Origin of the sequence: Pseudomonas putida (genome assembly GCA_029953615.1) — a bacterium.
In the GTDB taxonomy this organism is placed as follows: domain Bacteria; phylum Pseudomonadota; class Gammaproteobacteria; order Pseudomonadales; family Pseudomonadaceae; genus Aquipseudomonas.
This window is the reverse complement of record CP124529.1, coordinates 4,477,802-4,503,198: the sequence shown is the minus strand read 5'-3', so window position 1 is coordinate 4,503,198 and position 25,397 is coordinate 4,477,802. Positions and strand designations below refer to the sequence as shown.

The following is a 25,397-nucleotide window of genomic DNA, read 5'->3' as shown; positions in this document are numbered from 1 at the left end:
CCACAGAATCACAGGCCGAAGCCCTCGGCGATCTGCAGCAACATCTCTTCGACCTGTGTGGTGCCCTGCTGGGTGGTGAGCATCTGCATCGGCGTCAGCCCCGAGAAGCGCTCCTTGGGCTTGGACAGCCAGCGCTTGGCCTTGCCCGCCTCACCGAACACGGCTTCGGCCATGGCGGTGATATGGGCCGAGCGGAACAGCCGGTCGCTTTCTTCCACGGTCAGTGGCTGGTCACGTTCGATGCGGGTTTTCAGCGTGCGCAGGGGAATGATCTGGTCACGCTCCACGGGGGTGAACACGCCGAGCTCGGTCAGTTTCACCAGCCAGGTTGCAGCGAAGCCATGGGTGATGCGGGTGTGGATTTCAAAATCACTGGCGAGTTCGGGGATTTCCAGCAATGCATGCAGGCGCGCCCGGTACTCGTGGTAACCGTTGTCGCGAAGCACTTCGGCAAGCATGGCGCTCTCCTTTCCGGCGTTTGCCGACAAGTATGCGGCATATGCCGAATATTTGCCAGTTCATGAGACCGCGCGGGAGCGGCCTTGCGCCGCGAAGGGGCCGCAAGGCGGCCCCGCCCACCTCACAGGAAGGTGAACACCTGCGAAGCCGGCAACCGCGACTTGTTCAAGCCTGCGTTGAAGTCCGTCTCGCTGCGATAGCCCAGGCTGAGAATGACCACGCTGGTGAACCCACGCTCACGCAAGCCCAGTTCGGCATCGAGAACCTTGCTGTCGAAGCCTTCGATCGGCGTAGCGTCCAGCCCATGTGCCGCAGCCCCCAGCAAGGCAGTACCCAACGCCAGGTAGGTCTGCTTTTCCATCCAGTGCTGCACGTCCTTGTGGTCAAAACGGTGCAGGTCGACGTAATGCCGGCGGCTCTGGTTCTGCCCGGCACGCGCCTGGTCATCGCGGAAGCGGCCATCGGCAGCTTCCTGGTCGAGCACCGCATTCAGGTGCGCTTCGGTCATCTCGGTACGGGTGCAGAACACGATCACATGCGAGGCATCGAGGATCTTTGGCGAATTGTAGGCATAGCGCTCTGTGGTGCTCTTGGCCAGCCGGGCCTTGCCTTCGGCGCTGTCGGCAACGATGAAATGCCACGGCTGCGAGTTGACCGAGGACGGGCTGTGGCGCAGTTGCTCGAGCAGTGCATCGACAGTGGCCTGGGGAATACGGCGCGAGGCATCGTAGGCTTTGGTGGTGTAACGGCGCTTGGCCAGCGAGACGGTATCCATGCAACGACTCCGGGAATGAACAAGGGATTTGCCCGGCATCTTATCTTTCCTGCAGAAAAGAAAAACCGGCACAATGCAGCAACACTTTCATCCCAGGAGTGAAAATGCTGCGCATCGCCGACCTCGAACTGTTCGTCCGCAGCAGCGTGCTGGGCAGCTTCACCGCAGCCGCCCACGAAGCCGAGCTGCTGCCGGGCCAGGTGGCCGCCGCGATCAAGCGCCTGGAGCGCGACCTCGACGTGCGTCTGTTCGCCCGCACCACCCGCAGCCTGCGCCTGACCGCCGAAGGCGAGTTGTACCTGCCGACGGCCTTGAACGTGCTGGAGAGCTTGCGCCAAGGGCGTGAAGACCTGCATGGCAACGCCAACACCCTGCGCGGCACCCTGCAGGTGTCGGCACCGTCCGACCTCGGCCGCAATATGCTGCTGCCATGGCTGAGCGCTTTCCGCCGCGAGCACCCGGCCCTGCACCTGACGCTTCTTCCTGTCCGACCAGATCGCGGATCTCAACCGCGACCCGGTGGATGTGGCGATCCGCTATGGCCTCAACCAGGACGCCAACTACATTGCCCTGCCGCTGGCCGACTGGAACCGCCGGGTGCTGGTCGCCGCGCCCGACTACCTGGCTCGCCACGGCCGCCCGCTCACGCCCGATGCCCTGCAGCAGCACGCCTGCCTGCTGTACATGCAGTACAACCGGGTCTACGACAAATGGCGGGTGGGCAACCGTACCGTGCAGGTACGCGGGCCGCTGGTCAGCGACGATGCCGACGTGATCCGCCGCCTGGCCTTGCAGGGCGAAGGCATTGTCTACAAGTCGTGGCTGGACGTAAGTGCCAACATCGTGGCCGGCGAACTGGAAATCGTCCTGCCCGAATACCTCGGTGAGCCCGTCCCGGTCACCCTGGTGTGCCCGCACCGCAAGCAACTCACGCCCGCTGTGGCGCAACTGCACCTGTGGCTGCGCGAACGCTTCGAAGCCTTGCGTAACCGGGCGTTGGCCAACGGCTGCACAATCGTTCCAGACTGAACGGCGGGCAAAATCGCCAGTACCGGCCTCTTCGCGGGCACGCCCGCTCCCACAGGTACTGCATCAACTTCAGGAGCGATGCAGTACCTGTGGGAGCGGGCGTGCCCGCGAAGAAACCGGCACGGTCATTCAGGAATGCCCATGCACCCCGCCCAGCGCTTCGCGGAACCGCCGGGTGCTGGCAACGGCCAGCAGCAACCCGACCACCGCCACGCTACCGCCCACCAGGCCGATATCCGCCACGTCCAACTGGCTGCTGACGATACTGCCCAGCAACGCGCCACCGCCAATACCTATGTTGTAGATACCCGAGAACAGCGCCATGGCCACATCGGTGGCATCGGACGCCAGCTTCAGGGTCTTGGACTGCAGCGACAGGCTGAAGCTGAGGATCGCCACGCCCCAGAACATGCTCAACACGGCGAACACATAGAAGTTGCCCGACAGCGGTAGCAGCAGCAACAGGCACGCCGCCAGCAGGCCGATCGAGCCCACCAGGAAGCCATGCGGAAAGCGGTCGCTGTAACGGCTGAACAGCAACGAGCCGAACACCCCGGCACCGCCGAACAGCAGCAGCAACAGCGTGGTGCGCTCCCCGCCGATCTGCGCCACGTGCAGGGCGAACGGCTCGATGTAGCTGTAGGCGGTGAACTGCGCGGTAATCACCAGCGTCACCAGCACATAGGTGATCACCAGCGCCGGGCGCTTGAACAGGACCGGCAGGCTGCGCAGCGAGCCCGAGTTCTGGCTGGGCAGCAGCGGCAGCGACTTCATCAGGCACAGCATGGTTGCCAGCGCCACCCCGGCAATGCTCAGGAAAGTGACGCGCCAGCCCAGCGCTTCACCCACCACACGGCCCAACGGAATGCCCAGGACCATGGCCAGGGTGGTGCCGGTCGCCAGCAGGCCCAGCGCCTTGGCCTGCTGGCCGGGCGGCGCCACGCGTACTGCCAGGGAGGCCGTGATGGCCCAGAACACCGCATGCGCCAGGGCAATGCCGATACGGCTGACCAGCAACATGGCAAAGCTCTGTGACAACCACGACAGCAAGTGGCTGACGATGAACACCAGGAACACGAACAGCAACAGGCGCCGCCGCTCGATGTTGCGGGTCAGCAGCATCATCGGCAGCGAGGCCAGCGCTACCACCCAGGCATAGATGGTCAGCATCAGGCCGACCTGGGCGGTGCTCATGTCGAAGCTGCGGCCAATGTCGCTGAGCAACGCCACCGGGACGAACTCGGTCGTGTTGAAGATAAAGGCCGCCAGGGCCAGGGCAATGACGCTCAGCCAACTGCCGCTACCCGCCGTGGGTGGCATGTTGGTAGGTGTGGGTCCGTTCATGGGGGAAACCGGTTCTCCGCAGACAAGGCAACAGGGCGCACGCCACCCACCCGCTTGCCGGGGTGTCGACGCATGCTTTGTTATTGGAAGGAATGTCCGGCATGGTACGCGTCAAGCCTGGGCCTCACAACCGCGAGTCGAGCAGAAGGAGTACCATGCGCGCTTTGTGTGAAATGCGAACGCAGCAACAAGGAGCCCGATCCGCTCATGGACCAGCAGCCCCCTCAGCAGCAGTGGCAGCAGGCCGTTACCGCCTATGCCCAGGCCGTCAACGCTTATGTCGCGCAGGGCCGCGCGCAAGGCTGGGATGACCTCGAAGAACCCCTGCCGCAAGCCACCGAGCACTTGCTCGATGCCTGGCTGGAAGCCTTGCAAGCCGCCAACCGGCCTGGTGTCGAAGCCTTCGAGCAGCAAGCCTTCCGCGAAGCCTGGCCGCCAGCCCACCACCCATTGCTGGCGCTGATCGAGGAACACGGGCAAGGCATCTGCAACGTCTTGCTGCTGGACGACGGCAGCCTGCTGGCACGCATCGGCATGCCGCATGACAAAGGCCAGGTGGTGCACATCGACAGTCACGGGGTGACCCCGGTGATCGGCGTCGATCACTTCGGCCGCTGCCCGGCCCGGCGCTACTTCGCCCTGGCCAATGCCGAGGGCGTGCGCGTGACCGATGGCTGGGGCGGCCCGCAGGTGCTGCGCCTGGCCTGGCCCACGGGGCTGGAGGGGTTGCCGCCGGGTTACCCGTTCGAGCCGTTCGACCTGCCGCCCGCGCCGACCGCGCTGATCCCCTTCCCGGATGGCCAACGGGTACTGCTGGTGAGTGCCGAAGGTATTTTCCTGCTGACCCGCCACGGTGCGACCCGCCTGCTGCCGCACCAGGCCCGGGTGCTCGACGAACTGGACGAAGGCACCGACCCGGACGACATCAGCCTGGGGCTGAGCATGGAGCACGGCGCAGTGTCGGCGGACGGCCGGTTGATCGTAATCGGCGAGCAAGGCAGCCGTCACCTGGTGCTGGACGACCAGCTCAGGCCCGTGGCGGCAATCGGCCCTGGTAGCGAGTACCCGCACTTCGCGCTGTTCAACCGCAAGGGTGACCAGCTGCTTCTCAACGCCTGTCATTTCTACAGTGGTGCCACGCTGGCCGTCAGGGTAGCCGACTTGCCGGGGCTGGATACCGATTACTACAGCCAGGACCCGCGTACCCCGCTGGTGCAGGATGGCGCACGGGTGTATGCCGGGGTGGCGCGCGACGGCGAGTACATCGTGGGGGATGCCTATGGTTACCTGCGGGCGTTTGGCGAAGATGGCGTGGAGCATTGGCAGCACTTTCTGGGGTCGACCATCAGTGCGCTGGATGTCAGTGCCGACGGGCGTACGCTGGTGGCGGCGAGCCATGCCGGGTTCGTTTCGGTGATTGCCCTGGACAGCGGGCGGCCGGCCTGGCAGATCGGTACCGGGGCACATGGCGAGGTACGGCGATGGTTGTTCTGGAAAGGCTGGGACAGGGCATTGGCGTGGTAACAGATCCAGCTTCTTCATTCCCTGTACTGGCCTCTTCGCGGGCTCGCCCGCTCCCACAGTTACTGCACAGATTTCTGTAAGCTGTGATTTACCTGTGGGAGCGGGCGTGCCCGCGAAGAGGCCGTACAGGTAACCAATCAGCCCTGCAGAGTGGCCATGTCGATCACGAAGCGGTACTTCACATCCCCGGCGATCATCCGCTCATACGCCTGGTTGATATTGCGGATATCCAGCAACTCGATATCACAACGAATCGCGTGCTCGGCACAGAACTCCAGCACCTCCTGCGTCTCAGCAGTACCGCCAATCAACGACCCCGCCAGCACCCGGCGCTTGAGCACCAGGTTGGCCGCATGCAGCGCCGGGTCGATCGGCTCGATCAGGCCGACCAGGATATGCACGCCATCGAACTTGAGCGTTTCCAGGTACGGGTTAAGGTCGTGCTGCACCGGGATGGTATCGAGCAGGAAATCAAAACGGCCCGCCGCGGCGCGCATCTGTTCGGCATCGGTAGACACGATCACATGGTCGGCACCCTGGCGCCGGGCCTCCTCGGCCTTGGCCGGGGAACGGGTGAACAGCGTCACTTCGGCGCCCAGGGCCTTGGCCAGTTTGATACCCATATGGCCCAGGCCGCCCATGCCGAGGATGCCGATCTTGTGACCCGGGCCGACACCGTGGTGCTTGAGCGGCGAATATGTGGTGATGCCGGCGCAAAGGATCGGCGCGGCGCTGGGCAGGTCCATGCCGGCCGGAATGCGCATCACGAAGCGCTCGCTGACCACGATGCTGCTGGAGTAACCGCCCATGGTGTTGCTACCGTCGACCCGGTCCGGGGTGGCATAGGTCATGGTCGGCCCTTCCAGGCAGTATTGCTCCAGGTCCTTGGCACAGGCTTCGCAGCGGCGGCACGAATCGACCATGCAGCCAACACCGACCAGGTCGCCGACCTTGTGCGTGGTCACGTTGTCGCCCACTGCGGTGACCCGGCCGATGATCTCGTGGCCTGGCATCAACGGGTACACGGCAATGCCCCATTCATTGCGCGCCTGGTGGATGTCGGAGTGGCACACGCCGCAGTACAGGATCTCGATGGCAACGTCATCCGGGCGCGGGCTGCGACGCTGGAAGGTCATGGGAGCCAGGGGGCTGGCAGGGGTCTGGGCGGCATAACCGATGGCGGTGTACATGCAGGGCCTCGCTATGAAGTGAAACGATTCAGGCGACACATTTTGCGCGCCATGCCCCGCCTCGCCCACAGCTGATTCTCCGGTATCCGTGCCTGATTCTCCGAAGATACCACGCAGCACCTGGCACCAAGCCTTGATTCTGAGATGATTAGACTGTCTGATCCTCTGCCCAGGTCCATCATGCAACTGACCCGACACGTCGACGCCAATGCGCCGCTTTGCACACTGATCCGCAGCCTTGCCACGCGCCCGGGCTTCGTGCCTACGCATCTGCCCCAGGTACAGGTGCTGAGCTGGGACCACTATGTGGCCAGCAGCCCGCAGATCTACGAACCCAGCCTGATGATCCTGGCCCAGGGCAGCAAGCTGGCGCGCCTGGGGCCGCGCACCCTGGAGTACGGCGCCGGGCATTACCTGGTGCAGGCATTGTCGGTGCCGTTCATGTGTGAAACCTTCGCCACCCCCGAAGCACCGTTGCTGGGCGTGGCGGTAGACATCGACCGCGGCGTGCTGGGTGAACTGGTGCAAAGCATGGCCCTGGCGCCGGATACCGCGGTGCAGGCGCAAACCCCGCATTCAATGACCTCGGCTGCACTCGATGCGCCGATGCGAGAATGCGTGGAACGGCTGCTGCGCTGCCTGCAAGACCCGATGGACGCCAAGGTGCTGGGCCCGGCGCGGGTACGCGAGGTGCTGTACACCGCCTTGCGCGGCCCACAGGCGGGCGTGTTGCGGGCGCTGGTGGAGCAACAGGGGCACTTCGCCCGCATCGGGGCCGCCCTTGCCCACCTGCGCGAACACTACACCGAGCCGCTGAGCGTGGAAGCGCTGGCCGCGCGCGCCAACATGAGCGTTTCGACCTTCCACGAGCACTTCAAGCGCTGCACCGACATGGCACCGATGCAGTACCTCAAGCGCCTGCGGCTGCTGAAGGCCCAGCAGATGCTGATCGGTGAAGGCCTGGGGGTGGCGCAGACCGCACACCGGGTGGGGTACCAGAGCACCTCGCAGTTCAGCCGCGAATACAAGCGCCAGTTCGACCGCAGCCCGGGGGATGAATTGCCGTACCAGAGCCTGCCGGTGTGATCGCCTGCCCTGGCCCCATCTCCGGCAAACCGGCTCTCACCCTTCTGAGTTTAAGAAACCTTGAAGACACAAGAAGGCTGGGTCGAGCGGGTCTTCAGCAGCGAGGTCACGGCCTGAATCAGCTCGACAGCGGCCATTGCGCCAACGGCCAGTAAGCGCCCTTGCGCGACTCATACAGTGTGAAATGGCGGGCAGCGAGGTAGAAATCCGGCGCGCTGCCGGCCTCTGGCGGCTGGCCACGGTAGTCCCTGGCCAGCGTCAGGTGCGGGCGATATTCGCGGTCGGCCGCTTCCACCCCCAACGGCAGCAGCGCCTGCTGCAAGCTGTACACCAGTTGCAACAGGGCTGGTGGCGTGTGCTGCGCCTCCAGCACCAGGGCGCTGGCCCGCTGCCACGCCTGCAAGCGGTCCAGCAATAGCCGTGGTGCCGTCGCCGGCAGCGCCAGCTGATCGACCGCCGCGCAAATTGCTGGCACCTGGGCGGTATCCACATCACCAAGGAATAGCAATGTCACATGGAAGTTGGCGGCCGGCACCGGCTTGCCGCTGCGCAGGTTCAGACCGCGTCGCCACTGGGCCAGGGCACGGCGCTGGGCATCGCTGACCGGCAACGCGAAGAACAGCCGCTTGAAGGGGGTACCGCTGGGGCGTGCGTCCTGAATCATACGAACTCCTGAACATGAAACGTTTGCGCAAGGCTGCAGGGCATTAAACCTAAGTCGCCCCGTCGTTGCGTAACAATAAGTACAAACTACCCCCATGATTGTTTATGCTGGCGGGCTCATGCCATGGCGCATGGCCACCTTTTTCGACAAGTAAACGTCCATGAAAATTGCACTCGTACTCATCTTCGCCCTCTCGATCGCCTATGTTCACCTGCGCGGTCGGGTTCGCCACAAGCTGACCCGTCAGCTGGGCGACCACTCCAGCTTCCTGGCCCCGGTCAACAGCTTTCTGTATCTGTTTTCCAGGCACCCGGCCAAGCCTTATCTGCCAGTGGAGGCCTTCCCCGAACTGCAGACACTGCAGGACCACTGGAAGGAGATCCGCGAGGAAGCCCAGCAGCTGCTGCATGTTGGCGAAATCAAGAAATCCGACAATTACGATGATGTCGGTTTCAACTCATTCTTCAAGACTGGCTGGAAGCGCTTCTACCTGAAGTGGTACGGCGAAAGCCACCCGTCGGCGATGACCCTGTGCCCACGCACCACCGAGTTGCTCAAAGGCATCGGTACGGTCAAGGCCGCCATGTTCGCCACCCTGCCGCCGGGCGCCAAGCTGGTACGCCACCGCGACCCATATGCCGGCTCCTATCGCTACCACCTGGGTCTGGACACGCCGAACGACGATGGTTGCTACATCGACGTGGACGGTGAGAAGTACTCCTGGCGCGATGGCGAGGGCGTGGTCTTCGACGAGACCTACATCCACTACGCGGCCAATACCACCGAGCACAACCGCATCATCCTGTTCTGCGACATCGAACGCCCGCTCAAGTACCGCTGGGCAACCGCGTTCAACCGCTGGTTCAGCCGCAACGTCATGGCCGCTGCCGCCGCCCCCAACGATGCCGGCGACAAGACCGGTGGCATCAACCGGCTGTTCACCCGCATCTACAAGATCCGCGAACGTGGCAAGGCGCTGAAGAAGCGCAACCGCACCCGCTACTACCTGGAGAAGTGGGCGTTCGTCGCGGCATTGGTGCTGGTGTTCATCTACATCTGACCGGTGTGGGAGCGCGCAGCCCAAGGGCCTGCGCGCAACCAACCAAAGTACAAGTCTCACACTCCCCACTCTTCGACTAGCCTGAAAGCTCCACTCGCAACCTCCCCAAGGTGAAGACGATGAGCATGATGGACTGGGACGCCTACCGTAAGCAGTTGATGGCCGGCATCGGCGATCTCAAGCAGCTTTCCCCTGACACCGTGGCAGGCTATATGACCGCCAGCGGCGCGGGGGCCAAGACCAACCACCTGGACGCCAAGACCCGCGAGCTGATCTCCCTCGCCGTGGCAGTCACCACCCGCTGCGACGGCTGCATTGCCGTGCACTCGCAGCAGGCCGTCAAGCACGGCGCCAGCCGCGAGGAAATCGCCGAGGCACTCGGCGTGGCCGTGGCGATGAACGCCGGTGCCGCGCTGGTCTACTCGGCACGGGCCATGGATGCAGTGGGCAAGGCCAACGGATGAATGCAAATGGCGTCGCCGCCCTTGCGCGACGGCGCCGCGCCACCCAGACTGGGCGGCCCAGCCCTTGCAGGAACCCGCATGATCCTCATCCGCCCCATGACCCCGGAAGATTTCAAACACTTCTGGCCCACCTTCCAGGCCATTGTCCAGGCCCGTGAAACCTACGCATTCGACCCGAACCTGAGCTTCGATCAGGCTCGCCAGCTGTGGCTGGAGCTGCCCATGCGCACGCTGGTGGCCGAGGAAGACGGCAAGCTGCTGGGTTCCTATTACCTCAAGGCCAATGCCGCCGGGCCTGGCGGGCACGTGGGCAATTGTGGCTACATGGTCTGTGAGTCGGCACGCGGCCGGGGCGTGGCGAAGTTGATGTGCGAGCACTCACAGAAACAGGCGCGCCAGGAAGGCTTTCTGGCCCTGCAGTTCAACTCTGTGGTGGCCACCAATGAGGTGGCTGTGGCGCTGTGGCACAAGCTGGGCTTCGAAACCGTTGGCCGCTTGCCAAAGGCCTATCGCCACGCCCGCCTGGGGCTGGTGGACTGCCTGGTGATGTACAAGTGGCTGGCGGATGAGCCAGTGGTGGAGAAGCCACCGCTGCTGATCGGGCGCAAAAATATCTGGAGGCGCGGGTATCGCGGCGGCGCGGGCGCTGATCTTTTCTCGCAGGCCTGGCCTCTTCGCGGGCTTGCCCGCTCCCACAAGTACCGCGCAAGGACTGAGAGCAGCGCTGTACCTGTGGGAGCGGGCAAGCCCGGACCTGCCCACCACCCCGCCAATAACCCCAGCGAATTTGACGCCCCCGCGTTTCAATGGTCAGATGCGCGCCAGTTTCAGGTGCCCTGCGCCGCCGTGCGCAGGGTGAAACGGGAAGCCGGTGCGTCGTGTAGCCCACGACAAGTCCGGCGCTGCCCCCGCAACGGTAAGCGAGCGAACCCTTCGAGATACCACTGTGCACCTGCATGGGAAGGTGAAGGTTTCATGCCCCTCGCAAGCCCGGAGACCGGCCTGGAGCTTCACTTGGCAACCCGCGGTGGGCGGGCGCAGGCCGGTATCCGTGTGCGCCCCTGCTGCACGGTGTGCCTTTGCGTGTTTTCCACCGGGATCCATTCATTCCTGCAGTAGTGGAACGACATGTCCCGTACCTTCAAGCTTCACCCCCTTGCGGCCTGCCTGGCCGTGTCCCTGCCGGCCCTGGCCGATGACCTCGACCGAGAGCCACTGGCCCTGCCATCCACGGCTATCACCGATACCCAGGGCAGCCACGACATCGACCTGGCCACCCCGACCCAGGCTGGCTCGCGCCTGGGCCTCAGCGCCCTGGAAACACCGGCCAGCACCAGCAGCATCAGCGCCGAGCAGATCCAGCAGCGCAACAACCTCACCGTACAGGACGCGGTGACCCGTTCACCGGGTATCAGCTATGTGGGTTCCCCGGGCGACGGCGGCACGGGCCTATCCGCCCGCGGCTTTACCGGGCACAGCTCGGTGATGACCTTGTTCGACGGCGCACGCCTGTACACCGGTGCCGGTACCCAGACGTTCCCGGTCGACCCCTGGTTGGTCGAGCGCATCGATGTGATTCGTGGCCCGGCCTCGGTGCTGTATGGCGAAGGCGCCACCGGGGCGGTGGTCAATGTGACACCGAAAAAGCCGTTTGCCGGCGAGGTAAACAACCACCTGCGCCTGGGCTACGGTTCGTGGGACCGCCAGCAGCTCGGCCTGGACAGCGGCGGCAGTCTCGGCGAGCGCCTGAGCTACCGCCTGGCCCTGAACCAGCAAGCCGGTAACGGTTGGGTCGATCGCACTCCGTCACGCAGCATGGCGCTAAGCGCCGCGCTGCGCTTCGACGCCAGCGACGATCTCAGCTTCACCCTCGCCCACGACCGGGGCGATGCGAAGCCTGCCAACTACTACGGCACCCCGCTGATTGACGGCCACTACCGCAGCAGCCTGCGCAACAAGAACTACAACGTGCAGGACGATGTGCAGCATTACGTCGATGAATGGGCCCGCCTGAACACTGACTGGACGTTGAACGACCACCTCAGCACCAGCAACCAGCTGTACTACATCAAGAGCCGCCGTCACTGGCGCAACGCCGAGGACTACAGCTGGGATGCAGGGCGACAGCAACTGCTGCGCGGCAGCTACCTGCAGATCAGGCACAATCAGGAACAGTTCGGCGACCGCCAAACCTTCACCCTCGATCACACGTTGTTCGGCCTGGCCAGCAGGACCGTGGTCGGCGCCGAGTACAACAAGGTCCGTTTCAACGTCGACAGCAACGCGCCCTACAACGATGTGGGCGGCGACTACGTCGACCCGTGGCAGCCGCAGCCGGGTTGGTTCCACAGCGCCTCGCCGCTGCGCCCGCAAACGCTGTCCACCACCCACACCTTCGCCCTGTTCGCCGAGAACCGCCTGCAGTTGAGCGAACGCTTGTCACTGGTCACCGGCGTGCGCCGCGACCAGAACCACATCGACCAGGCAAAGCTGACAGACGACAGCCGCAGCGACCAGAGCCTGCAAGGTGGCAACTGGCGTGCCGGGCTGGTGTTCGCGGTCAGCGACGACCTGTCGTTGTATGGCCAGTACGCCACCAGCGAGGATGGGGTCGACAACCTTGTAAGTCTGAACGCCAAGCAGATGCACTACGACCTGACCGAGGCCAGGCAGACCGAAGTGGGCCTCAAGCAGCGCTTCTGGGAGGGACGGGGCGAATGGACATTGGCCGCCTACCACATCGTCAAGAAGAAGCTGCTGGTGGATGATCCGGTCACCCACGACAAGCAGCAGGCTGGCCAGCAGACCTCCGACGGCCTGGAGGCATCCCTGGAACTGGCGCTGGCGCACCAGTGGCAGGTGTCGGCCAACGCGGCGATCGTGCGCGCCAGGTATGACGATTACGACGAAATGGTCGGCGGCGTGGCACAGGACCGTGCCGGCAATCGCCCGGCCAACGTACCGCGGCGTACTGCCAACCTTTGGTTGAGCAAAGGCTTCGGCCAGCAGGTGGAGGCCGGTATTGGCGCGCGCTATGTGGATGAGCGCTATGCCAACACCGCCAACACCCAGAGCGCCCCCGGCTACACCGTGGTCGATGCCAACATCGGCTGGCAGGTGTTGCCGGATGTAAGGCTGGGGTTGCAGTTGAACAACCTGTTCGACCGTGAGTATGTGCAGTCGGCGTTCAGTGGCCAGCAGTGGTTGATGGGTACGCCACGGTCGTACTTTGCGACGGTGGATTACAGCTTCTGACCTGAACTGCCTGCACCGGCCTCTTCGCGGGCTTGCCCGCTCCCACAGGTACTGCACCGATTTCAGCATGGGTGAAATTCCTGTGGGAGCGGGCACGCCCGCGAAAGGGCCGGTACAGGCCCCACAAAAACAGTTACCAACTCACTACCAATTAGTTATAAGATAACGTTTCATTTGACATCCATTCCTGCCAGCGAACGTTCATGACAAGCGCCACCGCCACCCCCACCCTGCTCACCCAGCGCCTGCAGAGCATCGATGCCCTGCGCGGCCTGGTGATCCTGATCATGCTCCTGGACCACGTCCGCGAAACCTTCTTCCTGCACCGTCAGGTCAGCGACCCGATGGCAATCGATACCACCGAGCCCTCGCTGTTCTTCAGCCGCACCCTGGCCCACCTGTGCGCGCCGGTATTCGTCATGCTGACCGGCCTGTCGGCCTGGCTGTACGGCGAGAAACACCAGGGCCGCAGCGATGTCTCGGCGTTCCTGTTCAAACGCGGGCTGTTCCTGGTGGTGCTGGAATTCACCCTGGTCAACTTCGCCTGGACCTTCCAGCTGCCACCCAGCGTCATCTACATGCAAGTGATCTGGGCCATCGGCGTCAGCATGATCGCCCTGTCGTTGCTGGTCTGGTTGCCACGTGCCGCCCTGATCGCCCTGGGCGCCATCATCATCGCCGGCCACAATTTGCTCGATGGCCTGCACTTTGGCGCCGAATCCGCCCTGCATGTGCCATGGGCGATACTGCATGACCGGGGCTGGCTGGCGTTCTCCGAAAGCCTGCGCCTGCGCACCTCGTACCCGGTGCTGCCGTGGGTCGGCGTCATTGCCCTGGGCTATGGTCTGGGCCCGTGGTTCGCCCGTGGCAGCGATGCCGGCCAGCGCCAGCATCGCCTGCTGCTGGCCGGGTTGATCGCGCTGCCGGGCTTTGTCGTGCTGCGCCTGCTCAACGGCTACGGCGAGGCGCCATGGAGCGCTTACCCAACCCTCACGCAAACCCTGATGAGCTTCTTCAACATCACCAAGTACCCACCGTCGCTGCTGTTCCTGGCCCTGACCCTGGGCTGCGGCCTGCTGTTGCTGCGCGCCTTCGAACGCGCTGGCCAGGCCCGCTGGATCAGCGCCCTGGCGGTGTTCGGCGCGGCCCCCATGTTCTTCTATTTGCTGCACCTGTATGTGCTGAAGCTGCTGTACCTGGCCAGCGTGGCGCTGTTCGGCCGCAACCATGGCGACTACTTCGGCTTCGACGGCATCGCCGCGGTGTGGCTGGGGGCCGTGTTGCTGGCGGTTTCACTGTACCTGCCGGTGCGCTGGTTCGCCCGGCTGAAGGCGCGGCGACGTGACATCCGCTGGCTGAAGTACTTCTGAAAAGCGTTTTCACCCGGCGGCGCGATGGTCTACCATGCCGGCCGCCGGTTTCCATCACGGAACTAACAGGGAATCCCAGGCCCGTCATGACGGGCCAAACGGAACTGCCCCCGCAACTGTAGGTGCCGAGCCTGCTCCATCGATGCCACTGGGCCAGCAACCCGGGAAGGCCGGAGCCAGGCCATGACGCACCAGTCAGGAGACCTGCCGGCCTACATTCACCAACCGGCGGGGTGTCCGGGATTGGCCATCAGTGTTGCCCCTGCCAACCGCAGGGCTCGGCGATGCCTGTCCGTGCGTTCCTCACCCGAACTGTCCGATAGGAGATCGCCCAGCATGCTGCCCCGTTTAGCCACCCTGCTCGCTGGCCTCGGCCTCACCGGCCTGGCCCAGTCTGCTGCCACCCACTACCCGCTGACGCTCGACAACTGCGGCAAGCCGCAAACCTTCGCCCAGGCACCGCAGCGCGCGGTCACCATCGGCCAGGCCGGTACCGAGATGCTCTACGCGCTGGGGCTGGGCGACAAACTGGCGGGCACCTCGCTGTGGTTCAACAATGTGCTGCCCGAGTACCAGGCGCAGAACGACAAGGTGCCGCGCCTGGCGGACAATGAGCCCAGCTTCGAGGCGGTGGTAGGCAAACGCCCGCAGCTGGTGACGGTGCAGTTCGAATGGATGGTCGGTGCCCAGGGCGCAGTCGGCACCCGGGAACAGTTCGACGAACTGAACATCCCCACCTACCTGTTACCGTCGGACTGCGAAGGCAAGGACAACCTGGTGGGCGCCGACGGCACCCGCCTGCAGGCGTTCCAGGTCGAGAGCATCTACAGGAGCGTCAGCCAGCTGGCGGCAATCTTCGACGTGCCAGACCGTGGCACGGCCCTGAACGCCGAGCTCAAAGGCCGCCTGGACAGTGCCAAGGCGCAACTGGCCGGCAAGGACCTGTCCACCACCTCGGCGCTGTTCTGGTTCTCCAGCGCCGACCTGCACATCGACCCCTACGTGGCGGGACGCCAGGGGGTCGCCGATTTCATGCTGCGCACCCTCGGCGTGCGCAACGTGGTCGAATCCAGCGAAGAGTGGCCGACCGTTGGCTGGGAAACCCTGGCCAAGGCCAACCCCACCTGGCTGATCATCGCCCGCATGGACCGCCGCCGCTACCCCGCGGACGACTACCGGAAGAAGCTGGCATTCCTGCGCAGCGACCCGGTAACGCGCAACATGGATGCGGTGAAGCACGACCGCATCATCATCCTCGATGCCGACGCCATGCAGGCCGGCATTCGCCTGTTCCGCGGCCTGCAGATACTGTCCGCAGCCTTCGCCAGCGGTAAAGCAGCCCAATGATGATGCGCCTGTTCCCCTGCATCGCTGTTGCCCTGGCCGCTCTGTTGATAGCCCTGCTGGCCGGCACCGCCATCGGTGAGAGCAACCTGTCACCCGGCGTGGTCGGCCAGGTGCTGGCCAACCACCTGTGGCAGGCCGGCTACCCGGTCGACCCGATCGATGCCGGCATCATCTGGAACTACCGCCTGACCCGCACTTTGGTTGCGGCGGCCTGTGGGGCCGGCCTGGCCATCTGCGGCGTGATCCTTCAGGCGCTGTTGCGCAACCCGTTGGCCGAGCCTTACCTGCTGGGGCTGTCTGCCGGTGCCTCGACCGGTGCGGTGCTGGTCGGCCTGCTGGGCCTTGGTAGCGTGGCGCTGAGCATGTCCGGCGGCGCTTTCATTGGCGCCTTGGCAGCGTTTGCCCTGGTGCTGGTGCTGGCCCGCGCAGCCGGCCCCAGCAGCAACAACGCCCAGGTGATTCTCGCCGGGATCGCCGGCTCGCAACTGTTCAACGCCCTCACCGCCCTTCTCATCACCAAGTCGGCTACCGCCGAGCAGGCGCGCGGCATCCTGTTCTGGCTGCTGGGCAACCTTAGCGGCGTGCGGTGGCCTTCGGTGTGGCTGGCCGTGCCAGTGGCGCTGTTCGGGCTGGTGGTGTGCCTGTGGCACCGCCGTGTGCTGGATGCCTTCACCTTCGGTGCCGACTCGGCGGCGTCGCTGGGTATCCCGGTGCGGCGCACCCAGTTGCTGCTGATCAGCTGCGCGGCGCTGGTGACCGCGGTGATGGTATCCATCGTCGGCGCCATCGGTTTTGTCGGGCTGGTGATTCCCCATGCCCTGCGCCTGCTGCTCGGCCCCGGGCATAGCCGCCTGCTGCCCGCCAGCGCACTGGGCGGGGCACTGTTCCTGGTTGCCGCCGACATCCTGTCGCGCACCTTGATCCCCGGCCAGGTGATCCCCGTTGGTGTGGTCACCGCACTGCTCGGCGCACCGGTCTTCGCGTTGATCCTGATTAGCCGCCGGGGGCGCCCATGACAGTCATGACGGCGGTACGGGTGGCCCCCTTGAGTTGCCAGCGCCTGGGGCTGCAGCTGGCCGGCAATACCGTACTCAGCGACATCGAACTGAGCGTTGTCACCGGTGAAACCCTGGGCATCGTCGGCCCCAACGGCTCCGGCAAATCCTCGCTGCTGAAGGTGCTGGCCGGGCTGCGCAGGCCAGGCAGCGGCAGCGTGCAGTTGCTGGGCGAGCCACTGGCACAGTTACCGCGCCGCCGTGTCGCCCAGGCCCTCGCGCTGGTCGAACAGCAGGCCGATACCCTTGATGCGATCAGCGTGTTCGACGCCGTTGCCCTGGGCCGCACGCCCTGGTTGTCGGCGCTGGCGCCATTCTCCCGGGAAGACCGCGCGATCGTCGAGCAGGCCCTGGCCGACCTCGACGCCCTGCACCTGCGCACACGCTTGTGGGGGTCGCTGTCCGGTGGCGAGCGCCAGCGCGTGCACATCGCCCGAGCCCTGGCACAGCGGCCCCAGGTGCTACTGCTGGACGAGCCGACCAACCACCTCGATATCCAGCACCAGCTAGGCCTGCTGCAACAGGTGCAAGCCCTGCCGGTGACCACCCTGGTGGCCCTGCACGACCTCAACCAGGCGCTTACCTGCGACCGCATCGCGGTGCTCGACAAGGGCCGCCTGGTCGCCCTCGGCAAACCGCTCGAGGTGCTCACCCCCGAGCGCCTGCTGAGCACCTTCGGCGTGCACGCCCACTATCTCATCGACCCCTTCGACGGCGCGCGCATCCTGCGTTTTCGCGCCCCCTGAACAGGAAGTTCCGCCCATGCCGCGCCCTGTCGCCCTGCTGCTCGCCAGCACCCTGCTAGCGCCGGCTGCGCTGGCCGAATCTGCCCAGTCGCAAAGCAACGGTTTTGTCGAAGATGGCCGCTGGAGCCTGCTCAACCGCAGCGTATTCGACCAGCGCGACTACAAACATGGCGGGCGCAACAGTGCCGCGCGCAACGCTTACAAGCCGCGCAATGAACGTAACGGCAAGGCCGAGGAATGGGCCTATGGGCTGATGGGCACCTTCCAGTCCGGCTTCACCCAGGGCTTGATCGGTGTCGGGGTCGATGCCCACGCCTACCTCGGCGTGCAACTTGACAGCGGCGGCGGGCGCGCGGGCAAGGCGCGCTTGCTCGGGCTGGATAACGAGGGGCACCCGAAAAACGAATACAGCCGTGCCGGCGCGGCACTGAAACTGCGCCTGTCCAATACGGTGCTGGCCTACGGTGAGCAACGGGTCAAGACCCCGGTGTTCAGCTCCTCGGACAGCCGCCTGCTGCCCGAGACTGCCACCGGTTTCTTCCTCGCCAGCAACGAATTCGACAATCTCAAGCTGGTGGCCGGACACTTCAACGAGAGTACCGACCGCAATGCCTCCAGCCACGATCAGGGCTTCGTGGTCAACTACTCCAACGGCCGCCAGGGCAACAGCTTCGACCTGGCCGGTGTGTCGTGGAACCCAGGCGCCGGCTTCAGCGGCAGCATTTACACCTCACGCTACCAGGACAGCTGGAACCAGCACTACCTGGGCAGCACCCTCAGCCATGCCCTGGACGAGCGCCGCAGTCTCAGCCTCGACCTCAACCTGTACCGCACCACCGACACCGGCAAGGCGCTGTCCGGGCGCATCGACAACACCACCTGGAGCCTGGTCTCGCGCTATAACCATGGGCCGCACGGCTTCAGCCTGGGCTGGCAGCAAGTGGACGGCAACACGCCATTCGACTACGTGACGCGGGGGGCGATCTTCATCGCCAACGCGGTGCAGATGTCGGACTTCAACGCGCCGAACGAGAAATCGTGGCAGGCGCGCTATGACCTGAACATGGGCGCCTACGGCGTGCCAGGATTGAACCTGACGGCACTATATGTGCGCGGTTTCGCTATCGACGGCACCCACGTCGACCCTGCGGGCGGGTATGCGTACCTGGGGTATGGCAAGGGCGGCAAACATTGGGAGCGGGACCTTGAGGCGCGGTATGTGGTGCAGGATGGCAAGGCCAAAGGCACCGTGTTTTCGCTGCGCCATGACGTGCATCGGGGCAATACGGCGCAGGCGGAGCTGGATGGCGACCAGATACGGTTGGCGGTGGAATGGCCGTTGGGGGGCGGGTTCTGAGGTAGCGCGTGGTCTGAAAGGCTTTGGGGCCGCATGGCGGCCCCAAAATCGATCAGGCGACCGAACTGCCAACTGGCGTCAACCCCCACTCCGCCCGCTCCTGCACATTCAGCGCCGCCACCACCTCTGCAAAGGTCCGCTCCAGCTCCGCGCTGACATTGCCAAACGCCCGGTAATTGGTCAGCAGGTAGCGCTTCACGGTCCTGGGCCAGCGCCTTTCCTTGTGTGCCGTATTGATGATGCCTTTGGCGTCATGCCGCGTGGCCCCACGCCACAGGTCCATCAACCTGTTCTCGAAATCACCGAAGGTCCACAGGTCTGTGCGGTCTTCGAACTCGTCCAGCAGTTTGAGTTTGTACAGGGCCATGTGCGTCATGGTGAATCTCCCTTGGCTGCATTGAAAAATCCGAGCACCTGGGAAGGTAAGCAAGCCGGGCTGGTTTTGAAATGAACGCGTCGATCACCTGCGCGTTACCGTTGTAGGCACTTTCTGACTTGTCAGCGCAGCCACACCTGCCGACATCGGTATAATCGGTAGCATTCACTGCCCAACCAGGCCACGCCATGCCTCGCTTCCAGAAGTTGCTGTTGCCCCTGCTGCTGACTGCCGCTATCACCGCCTGCGACCAGAAACCCTCCCGGGAGGAACAGATCCTGGCCCAACTGCCACTGCAGGATGCCTACGCGCACAACATCGAGCGCATGGCTGCGCTGCTCGGCCGCACGCACCCGCAGCTGTCGCAGGCGACCATCCAGGGTGTGCTGCGCAAGCACCTGACCGTCGAGGACCAGCGCCAGGACCTGTTCCGGCTGTACAGCGAGAAGAACTTCAGCGATGCCGAGTTCGCCTCCATCGTCGAGGCCACCCAGGACCCGGCCAAGGCCCGTGCCATGGAACACACCGAGGCCGGCAAGCGCCTGAGCGACAAGCTTACCGCCCTGATGCGCGAGACCGCCCGCGACGCGAAGGTGCAGGCCTTGGCCGAGCAGCGTATGCAACAGGTGGAGGACGAACTGGACGCGCTGGAAAAGGCCGGCTCCTGAACGCGGTTCCCCACTGCGGCCATAACGCGTAAGGTTATGCCCGTTCAATAGCTGTTTTCACATCACTTGAGGTCAGGATTGCCACACACCAAGCACGGATTGCGCCTGGATTTACGCACACTCATTCTGGTGCTCTGCGCCCTTACCGCCGTGGTCATGTTGTGCGCCAGCTATTTCGCCAGCTACCGGGTGCAGCGCCAGCTGCTGATCGACCAAGCCCTGGAAGCCAACCGGGTGTATGCGATGAAGCTGGCCACCATCACCGAGACCTTTATCGGCAACGCCCTGCAGCAGCTGTCGTTCAGCGCTGGCGTGCAAGGCCGGCAGCTCGGTGATGCCGTCGCCCTGCAGGCAGAGACCGAGCGCGTCCTGAACCAGAGCCTGGCCTTCAACTCCACATTCGTGATCGATGCCAACGGGGTGCTGCTGGCGATTTCCCCCGCCCCGTTGCGGCACCTGGTCGGCAAGCACATGCAGTCGCCCGGTGTTCAAGCGGCGCTGCAGGCGCGCGGGCCACTGGTATCGACGCCTTACGTGACGGCGGCCAACAACCTGGTGGTGGCGCTGTCGCAGCCCATTTTCGACAGCAATGGCCGCTATCTGGGATATGTCAGCGGTAGCCTGTACCTGCGTGAACACAACATCCTCAACAGCCTGCTGGGCGAGCACTTCTACAAGGACGGTTCCTACCTGTACGTGGTCGACCGCAACCGCCGTCTGCTGTACCACCCCGACAGCCAGCGCGTGGGTACGGTGGTTGAAGGGAACGCATTGATCGACCAGCTGACGACCCTGGGCAGCGGCACCCGGCAGTTGACCAACAGCCTCGGCGTGGAAATGCTCGCCGGGTTCGCCACCGTGCCCAGCACCGGTTGGGGCGTGGTGGCGCAGCAGCCGCTGACTCAGACGTTGAGGCCGCTGAGCAACCTGATTCTCAACGTGGTCGGCACCTCCGTACCGTTGGCGCTGGTGGGCAGCGTGCTGCTGTGGTGGCTGGCCATGACCATTGCCCGGCCGTTGTGGCAGCTTGCCGCCGGCGCCCGCTCGATGGACCGTGCCGGCACTGCCGAGCGCCTGCATGGGGTACGGGCCTGGTACTTCGAGGCGGCCGAGCTCAAGCGCGCGCTGCTGTTTGGGCTCAACCTGCTGCAGGAACGTATCGGCCGGCTCAACCGCGACGCCCAGACCGACCCGCTGACCGGGCTGGGCAACCGCCGTAGCCTGGAGTTCAGCCTGTCGTTGCTGGAAGCCGAGGGCCGGGCGTTTTCGGCGATCGTGCTGGATGTTGACCACTTCAAGCGGGTAAATGACTGCCATGGGCATGAAATGGGAGACCAGGTACTGCGCCGGCTCGCCGAGCTGATGCGCCGCTGCTGCCGCGAGGGCGACCTGCTGTGTCGCACCGGCGGCGAAGAGTTCCTGATGCTGTTGCCGGGGGCCAGCCTGGACGTTGCAGCGGTGGTGGCCGAGCGACTGCGCGTGACGGTGCAGGATACACCGGTGGAGCCGGTGGGCGCGGTGACGGTGTCGCTGGGGGTGGCCCACTGGGATGGCAAGCCCGAGAGCGAACCGGGGGATGCGTTGAGCGAAGCTGACCAAGCGCTTTACCGGGCCAAGCAGGAGGGGCGTAATCGGGTAGTTGTTGGCTGAGCGTCTTGCCTCGCCTGTACCGGCCCTTTCGCGGGCACGCCCGCTCCCACAGGTAATGCGCCGCCCTTGAGGCCAGCAGATTTCCTGTGGGAGCGGACATGCCCGCGAAAGGGTCGGCAGAAACAATGATGAATGGGCGGGTTGTAACATTCCTTGTCATAAAATTGTCGTGTTTCGGTCATAGGATTGACCCCAACCTGACATTTTCATTTCATGGATGAGCGTCTCATGCGTCGTGTGGTTTTCAATCAGAAAGGTGGTGTCGGAAAGTCCAGCATCGCCTGCAACCTTGCCGCTGCCAGTGCCGCCGAAGGCTACCGAACCTTGCTGGTCGACCTTGACCCGCAGGCCAATGCCACCTATTACCTGACCGGCCTGGTCAATGACGCCATTCCTTCCGGCATCGCCGATTTCTTCCGCCAGACCTTGTCGCCAGTGACAGCTGCCGGCAAGAAGCACCGGGTGGCGATTACCGAAACCCGCTACCGCAACCTGCACTTGGTGACCGCCAGCCCCGACCTCAGTGACCTGCAAGGCAAGCTGGAGAGCAAGTTCAAGATCAACAAGCTGCGCAAGCTGCTGGTGGAACTGGGCGAGGACTACGAGCGGATCTACATCGACACCCCGCCGGCGCTCAACTTCTATACCTTCAGTGCGCTGGTGGCGGCCGAGCGGCTGTTGATCCCGTTCGACTGCGACAGCTTCTCGCGCCAGGCCCTGCACTGCGTCATGGCCGAGGTCGAAGAACTGCGCCAGGACCACAACCCGGCCCTGCAGGTGGAAGGTGTGGTGGTCAACCAGTTCGCCGGGCGCACCGCGCTGCACCAGACTCGGCTCGAGCAATTGCGCTGTGAAGGCATGCCGGTGCTGCCGGTGTACCTGAGCAGTTCGATCAAGATGCGTGAATCGCACCAGGCCTCGGTGCCGCTGGTGCATCTGGCGCCGCGGCATAAATTGGCGCTGGAGTTTGTCGATTTGCTGGATGTACTGGAGCGTGCGGCCTGACAGAACCCTGGGGGCGCTTTGCGCCCCTTTCGCGACACAAGGCCGCTCCTACAAGGGATCGCGTCAGCTGCAATTTGACACGATCCTTTGTAGGAGCGGCCTTGTGTCGCGAAGGGCTGCAAGGCAGCCCCAAAATCTTGAGCCCGAAGATCTACCCGACCGTTCGTCCGGATGGTAGATTCGCCGCCATGAAAACCACCCGACACACCCGCATGCTGACCGCCTGGACGCTCTACGCCAGCGTCCTGTTCAGCCTTGTGCTGTGCGGCCTGCACCATGGCCAGATGGGTGGCCTGCGCCTGGCCGGACTGGAAGGCGGTTTCTGCTCGATCAACAGCGAGCACGGCGTAGCCATCGACCTGGATGGCGCCGGCAGCGATCAGCACATGGCCCAGCTCGACTGCCCGGTGTGCTCCTCGTTCGGCCTGGCCGTACCGCTCAGCAGCAGCGGCTGGTCGTTCACCCCGGCACAAACCGTGGCCAGCTCGCCCATCGTGGTGCGCAGCTGGGCACAACCGCCGCCACGCGATCAACGCCCCGCACTCAATCCCCGCGCCTCCCCTGCCACCTTCCCCGCAGCCGTACTTCATTTCGCCTGACCTGAGCCGGGCGCGCCTGACTGCGCGTTCGCGGTCAGCCATGACCTTTGCGTGGAAGACACTCCAACATGCTTCGCAATACCTCCCTGGTGCTGCTCATGGGCACCTGCAACCTTGCCTGGGCGGACGCTGCCCCGGTAGAACTGAGCGCCACCACCATCGACGGTGAACGCGACGCCGCCAGCGGCGTGCAACTGGACGAGCCGATCCGCACCGGCTCGCGCCTGGGCCTTACCGCGCGGGAAACGCCGGCCTCGGTCAGTGTCTCGGACCGCCACCTGATCGAAGAACGCGGCGCCAACGACAGCCAGGACGTGATCAACGCCATGACCGGCGTCAACGCCTCGGCCAACCCTGGCTTCGGCGGCTTCGTCGCCTATCGTGGCTTCACCCAGAACCAGGTTACCCAGTTGTACAACGGCATAAACCTGGGCTACAGCAGCGCCACCCGGCCAGTGGATGCCTGGGTACTCGACCGCGTCGAACTGATTGGCGGGCCGTCGTCGTTCCTGCACGGTGCGGGCGCGGTGGGCGGCTCGATCAACTACATCACCAAATTGGCCGGCCGCGATCAGCAAACCCTCGACGGCCGTATCCGCCTTGGCAGCTTCGACGACAGCGAAGTGGCGTTCGGCATCAACCAGGCACTGGCCAGCAACCCCGCCGATGCCCGCCACTTCATGCGCCTGGACTTCAGCCGCGGGCATGGCAACGGCTACGTCGACCGCAACGAACGGCACACCGACAGCCTGGCCTTCTCGTTGCTGAGCGACCTCACGCCCAACCTCACTCACACCCTGGCGCTGGAGTACCAGGAAGACCGCGAAGACAGCCCCTACTGGGGTTCGCCGATCCTGCCCGGGCGCAGCACGATGAAAATCGCCAACAGCCGCCGCTTTGAAAACTACAACGTCGGCGACGGCCGCTACGAGCAGCGGGTACGCTGGCTGCGCTCGATCCTTGACTACCAGTTCAGCGACAGCACCAGCGTGCACAACACGCTGTACCACTACAACGCCCAACGTGATTACCGCAACCTCGAACGCTACAGCTACACCGACGATGGCAAGGTACGGCGCAGCAGCCCTTACCTGCAACGCCACGACCAGAACCTGCTGGGCGACCGCATCGAGCTGCGCCACGACAACCAGCTGTTCGGCCTGGCCAGCCAGTGGTCACTGGGGCTGGAGTACTCGCGCATGCGCCAGACCCTCTACCCCACCTCGAGCAGCTGGAGCGACGTGGTCGATGCCGAGCACTTCGCCCCCGGCAGCTTCGACGACATCCCCGGGGTGAATGCCGGCCTGACCAAGCAACGCCGCCACGAGGTGACCAACCGCGCGCTGTTTGCCGAAAACCGCCTGCAGCTCACCGAACGCCTGGCCCTGCTCACTGCCCTGCGCTACGACTACCTGGACATGCAAGTGACCAACTACGGCGCGGTAACGCCAACCTCGCCGGCGTTCTTCGAACGGCGCTGGGAACCGCTTTCCGGGCGTATCGGCCTGACCTATGCGCTGACGCCGTCCGCCAGCGTCTATGCGCAGTACAGTACCTCTGCCGACCTGCCAGCCGGCTCGCTGGCAGCAGCGACCTACTCCAACGTCGGGCTGTTCGACCTGTCCAAGGGCGAACAGTGGGAAGTGGGCAGCAAGTTCGACTTTCTCGACGGGCGCGGGGCGGCCACGCTGGCGCTGTACCAGATCGTGCGCAAGGACTTTGCCGTGCGCGACTCCAACGACGCCAACCTCACGGTCCAGGCCGGGCAGCAGACCTCACGTGGTGTCGAGCTGTCCGGGCGCCTGCAGGTGACGCCGAAGCTGCTGGCCGAGGCCAACTATGCCTATGTCGATGCGCATTACGACGCGTTCAACGAGGCAGTCAACGGCGTATCGGTTTCGCGCAAGGGCAACGCACCGGTGAACGTACCCGCCAACGTCGCCAACCTCTGGCTGACCTATAGCCTGACCCCGGCGTGGTCGGTGGGGGCTGACGGGCGCTACGTGGGCTCGGTGTATGCCGACAATGCCAACAGCTTGAAGGCCCCGGCCTACAGCCTGTTCGGCGCGTTTGCCCGCTACCGCCTGGATGAGCACACCACGCTGACCGGGCGGGTACGCAACCTGACCGACGAGGTGTATGCCAAGCAGGCCTACAATAGCCAGTACTACATGGGGCCACCGCGTACCTTCGAACTGGCGCTGGACATGCGTTTCTGAGCGCATGGCCCTATCGCCGGCAAGCCAGCTCCCACAGAATTTGCACCGCACTCAAGGCTTGTGCAGTACCTGTGGGAGCTGGCTTGCCGGCGATAGGGCCATCAGGGACAGCCCATCATGTTCGGTTGAATCAGGCATCCCGAGGTCGCCCTCGA

At 64.5% G+C, this 25,397-nt stretch carries 21 protein-coding genes, 2 pseudogenes and 2 riboswitches; of the genes and pseudogenes, 17 read left to right on the top strand and 6 right to left on the bottom strand.

The features are described from left to right. Window positions 1-8: 8 nt before the first annotated feature. A complete protein-coding gene (locus QIY50_20645; protein ID WGV19712.1) occupies window positions 9-458 on the bottom strand; it encodes a DUF2384 domain-containing protein in 450 nt (149 codons plus the stop codon). A gap of 122 nt (window positions 459-580) precedes the next feature. Beyond that, complete coding sequence (nfsB, locus tag QIY50_20640) at window positions 581-1,234, bottom strand: oxygen-insensitive NAD(P)H nitroreductase (GenBank protein WGV19711.1); 654 nt, start codon at window positions 1,232-1,234, stop codon at window positions 581-583. A gap of 104 nt (window positions 1,235-1,338) precedes the next feature. Here nfsB and QIY50_20635 point away from each other — a divergent pair. Continuing rightward, window positions 1,339-2,263, top strand: a pseudogene (locus QIY50_20635) (LysR family transcriptional regulator). A 129-nt stretch (window positions 2,264-2,392) separates the two neighbouring features. On the opposite strand, the gene QIY50_20630 reads toward QIY50_20635, so the two are convergent. Next, window positions 2,393-3,607 carry a sugar transporter gene (locus QIY50_20630; protein WGV19710.1) on the bottom strand — a complete coding sequence of 405 codons (1,215 nt, stop codon included), beginning with the start codon at window positions 3,605-3,607 and terminating at the stop codon, window positions 2,393-2,395. Window positions 3,608-3,814: 207 nt separating this feature from the next. On the opposite strand from QIY50_20630, the gene QIY50_20625 reads away from it, so the two are divergent. Then, window positions 3,815-5,131: a hypothetical protein gene (locus QIY50_20625; protein ID WGV19709.1), complete on the top strand. Its 1,317-nt coding sequence runs from the start codon at window positions 3,815-3,817 to the stop codon at window positions 5,129-5,131. Between the two features lie 137 nt (window positions 5,132-5,268). On the opposite strand, the gene calA is transcribed toward QIY50_20625, so the two are convergent. Next, window positions 5,269-6,321, bottom strand: coding sequence for a vanillin reductase (gene calA / locus QIY50_20620; GenBank protein WGV19708.1), 1,053 nt, complete (start codon window positions 6,319-6,321; stop codon window positions 5,269-5,271). 180 nt (window positions 6,322-6,501) lie between these two features. Between calA and QIY50_20615 the strand changes: the two genes are divergently transcribed. Further along, window positions 6,502-7,407, top strand: coding sequence for an AraC family transcriptional regulator (locus tag QIY50_20615; protein WGV19707.1), 906 nt, complete (start codon window positions 6,502-6,504; stop codon window positions 7,405-7,407). A gap of 118 nt (window positions 7,408-7,525) precedes the next feature. Here QIY50_20615 and thpR read toward each other — a convergent pair whose 3' ends face one another. Further along, window positions 7,526-8,071 (bottom strand): RNA 2',3'-cyclic phosphodiesterase, encoded by a 546-nt coding sequence (gene thpR / locus QIY50_20610; GenBank protein WGV19706.1) that lies wholly within the window; start codon window positions 8,069-8,071, stop codon window positions 7,526-7,528. A 160-nt stretch (window positions 8,072-8,231) separates the two neighbouring features. Between thpR and lpxO the strand changes: the two genes are divergently transcribed. The 9 genes and pseudogenes from lpxO (at window position 8,232) to QIY50_20565 (ending at window position 18,725) form a co-directional block, all read left to right on the top strand. After that, window positions 8,232-9,131, top strand: a complete 900-nt coding sequence (lpxO, locus tag QIY50_20605) for a lipid A hydroxylase LpxO (protein WGV19705.1) — start codon at window positions 8,232-8,234, stop codon at window positions 9,129-9,131. A 119-nt stretch (window positions 9,132-9,250) separates the two neighbouring features. Then, window positions 9,251-9,595: a carboxymuconolactone decarboxylase family protein gene (locus QIY50_20600; GenBank protein ID WGV19704.1), complete on the top strand. Its 345-nt coding sequence runs from the start codon at window positions 9,251-9,253 to the stop codon at window positions 9,593-9,595. Between the two features lie 78 nt (window positions 9,596-9,673). After that, a pseudogene (locus QIY50_20595) lies at window positions 9,674-10,245 on the top strand (GNAT family N-acetyltransferase). Window positions 10,246-10,407: 162 nt separating this feature from the next. Beyond that, window positions 10,408-10,616, top strand: a riboswitch (cobalamin riboswitch). Between the two features lie 107 nt (window positions 10,617-10,723). After that, the gene (locus tag QIY50_20590; protein ID WGV19703.1) at window positions 10,724-12,850 is read left to right on the top strand and encodes a TonB-dependent receptor; all 2,127 of its coding nucleotides are present in this window, start codon (window positions 10,724-10,726) and stop codon (window positions 12,848-12,850) included. A 203-nt stretch (window positions 12,851-13,053) separates the two neighbouring features. After that, window positions 13,054-14,220, top strand: a complete 1,167-nt coding sequence (locus QIY50_20585) for a DUF1624 domain-containing protein (protein ID WGV19702.1) — start codon at window positions 13,054-13,056, stop codon at window positions 14,218-14,220. Between the two features lie 28 nt (window positions 14,221-14,248). Next, a riboswitch (cobalamin riboswitch) is annotated at window positions 14,249-14,447 on the top strand. Window positions 14,448-14,556: 109 nt separating this feature from the next. Next, window positions 14,557-15,567, top strand: coding sequence for an ABC transporter substrate-binding protein (locus QIY50_20580; GenBank protein ID WGV19701.1), 1,011 nt, complete (start codon window positions 14,557-14,559; stop codon window positions 15,565-15,567). Continuing rightward, window positions 15,567-16,583, top strand: coding sequence for an iron ABC transporter permease (locus QIY50_20575; GenBank protein ID WGV19700.1), 1,017 nt, complete (start codon window positions 15,567-15,569; stop codon window positions 16,581-16,583). The genes QIY50_20580 and QIY50_20575 overlap by 1 nt, the downstream gene beginning before the upstream one ends. Further along, entirely contained in the window at window positions 16,580-17,368 is a 789-nt protein-coding gene (locus QIY50_20570) for an ABC transporter ATP-binding protein (GenBank protein ID WGV19699.1), read from the top strand. The genes QIY50_20575 and QIY50_20570 overlap by 4 nt, the downstream gene beginning before the upstream one ends. 16 nt (window positions 17,369-17,384) lie before the next feature. Further along, a complete protein-coding gene (locus QIY50_20565; protein WGV19698.1) occupies window positions 17,385-18,725 on the top strand; it encodes an OprD family porin in 1,341 nt (446 codons plus the stop codon). A gap of 52 nt (window positions 18,726-18,777) precedes the next feature. Here the strand turns inward: QIY50_20565 and QIY50_20560 are convergent, their stop codons facing one another. Then, entirely contained in the window at window positions 18,778-19,101 is a 324-nt protein-coding gene (locus QIY50_20560; protein WGV19697.1) for a hypothetical protein, read from the bottom strand. Window positions 19,102-19,289: 188 nt separating this feature from the next. On the opposite strand from QIY50_20560, the gene QIY50_20555 reads away from it, so the two are divergent. The 5 genes from QIY50_20555 (at window position 19,290) to QIY50_20535 (ending at window position 25,242) form a co-directional block, all read left to right on the top strand. Beyond that, window positions 19,290-19,769 carry a hypothetical protein gene (locus QIY50_20555; GenBank protein WGV19696.1) on the top strand — a complete coding sequence of 160 codons (480 nt, stop codon included), beginning with the start codon at window positions 19,290-19,292 and terminating at the stop codon, window positions 19,767-19,769. A gap of 78 nt (window positions 19,770-19,847) precedes the next feature. Then, window positions 19,848-21,419 (top strand): sensor domain-containing diguanylate cyclase, encoded by a 1,572-nt coding sequence (locus QIY50_20550; protein WGV19695.1) that lies wholly within the window; start codon window positions 19,848-19,850, stop codon window positions 21,417-21,419. 228 nt (window positions 21,420-21,647) lie between these two features. Next, window positions 21,648-22,424, top strand: coding sequence for a ParA family protein (locus QIY50_20545; GenBank protein ID WGV19694.1), 777 nt, complete (start codon window positions 21,648-21,650; stop codon window positions 22,422-22,424). 188 nt (window positions 22,425-22,612) lie between these two features. Continuing rightward, on the top strand, window positions 22,613-23,023 hold the full coding sequence (locus QIY50_20540; GenBank protein ID WGV19693.1) for a DUF2946 family protein: 411 nt from the start codon (window positions 22,613-22,615) through the stop codon (window positions 23,021-23,023). 68 nt (window positions 23,024-23,091) lie between these two features. Then, window positions 23,092-25,242: a TonB-dependent receptor gene (locus QIY50_20535; protein WGV19692.1), complete on the top strand. Its 2,151-nt coding sequence runs from the start codon at window positions 23,092-23,094 to the stop codon at window positions 25,240-25,242. Window positions 25,243-25,397: the final 155 nt, after the last annotated feature.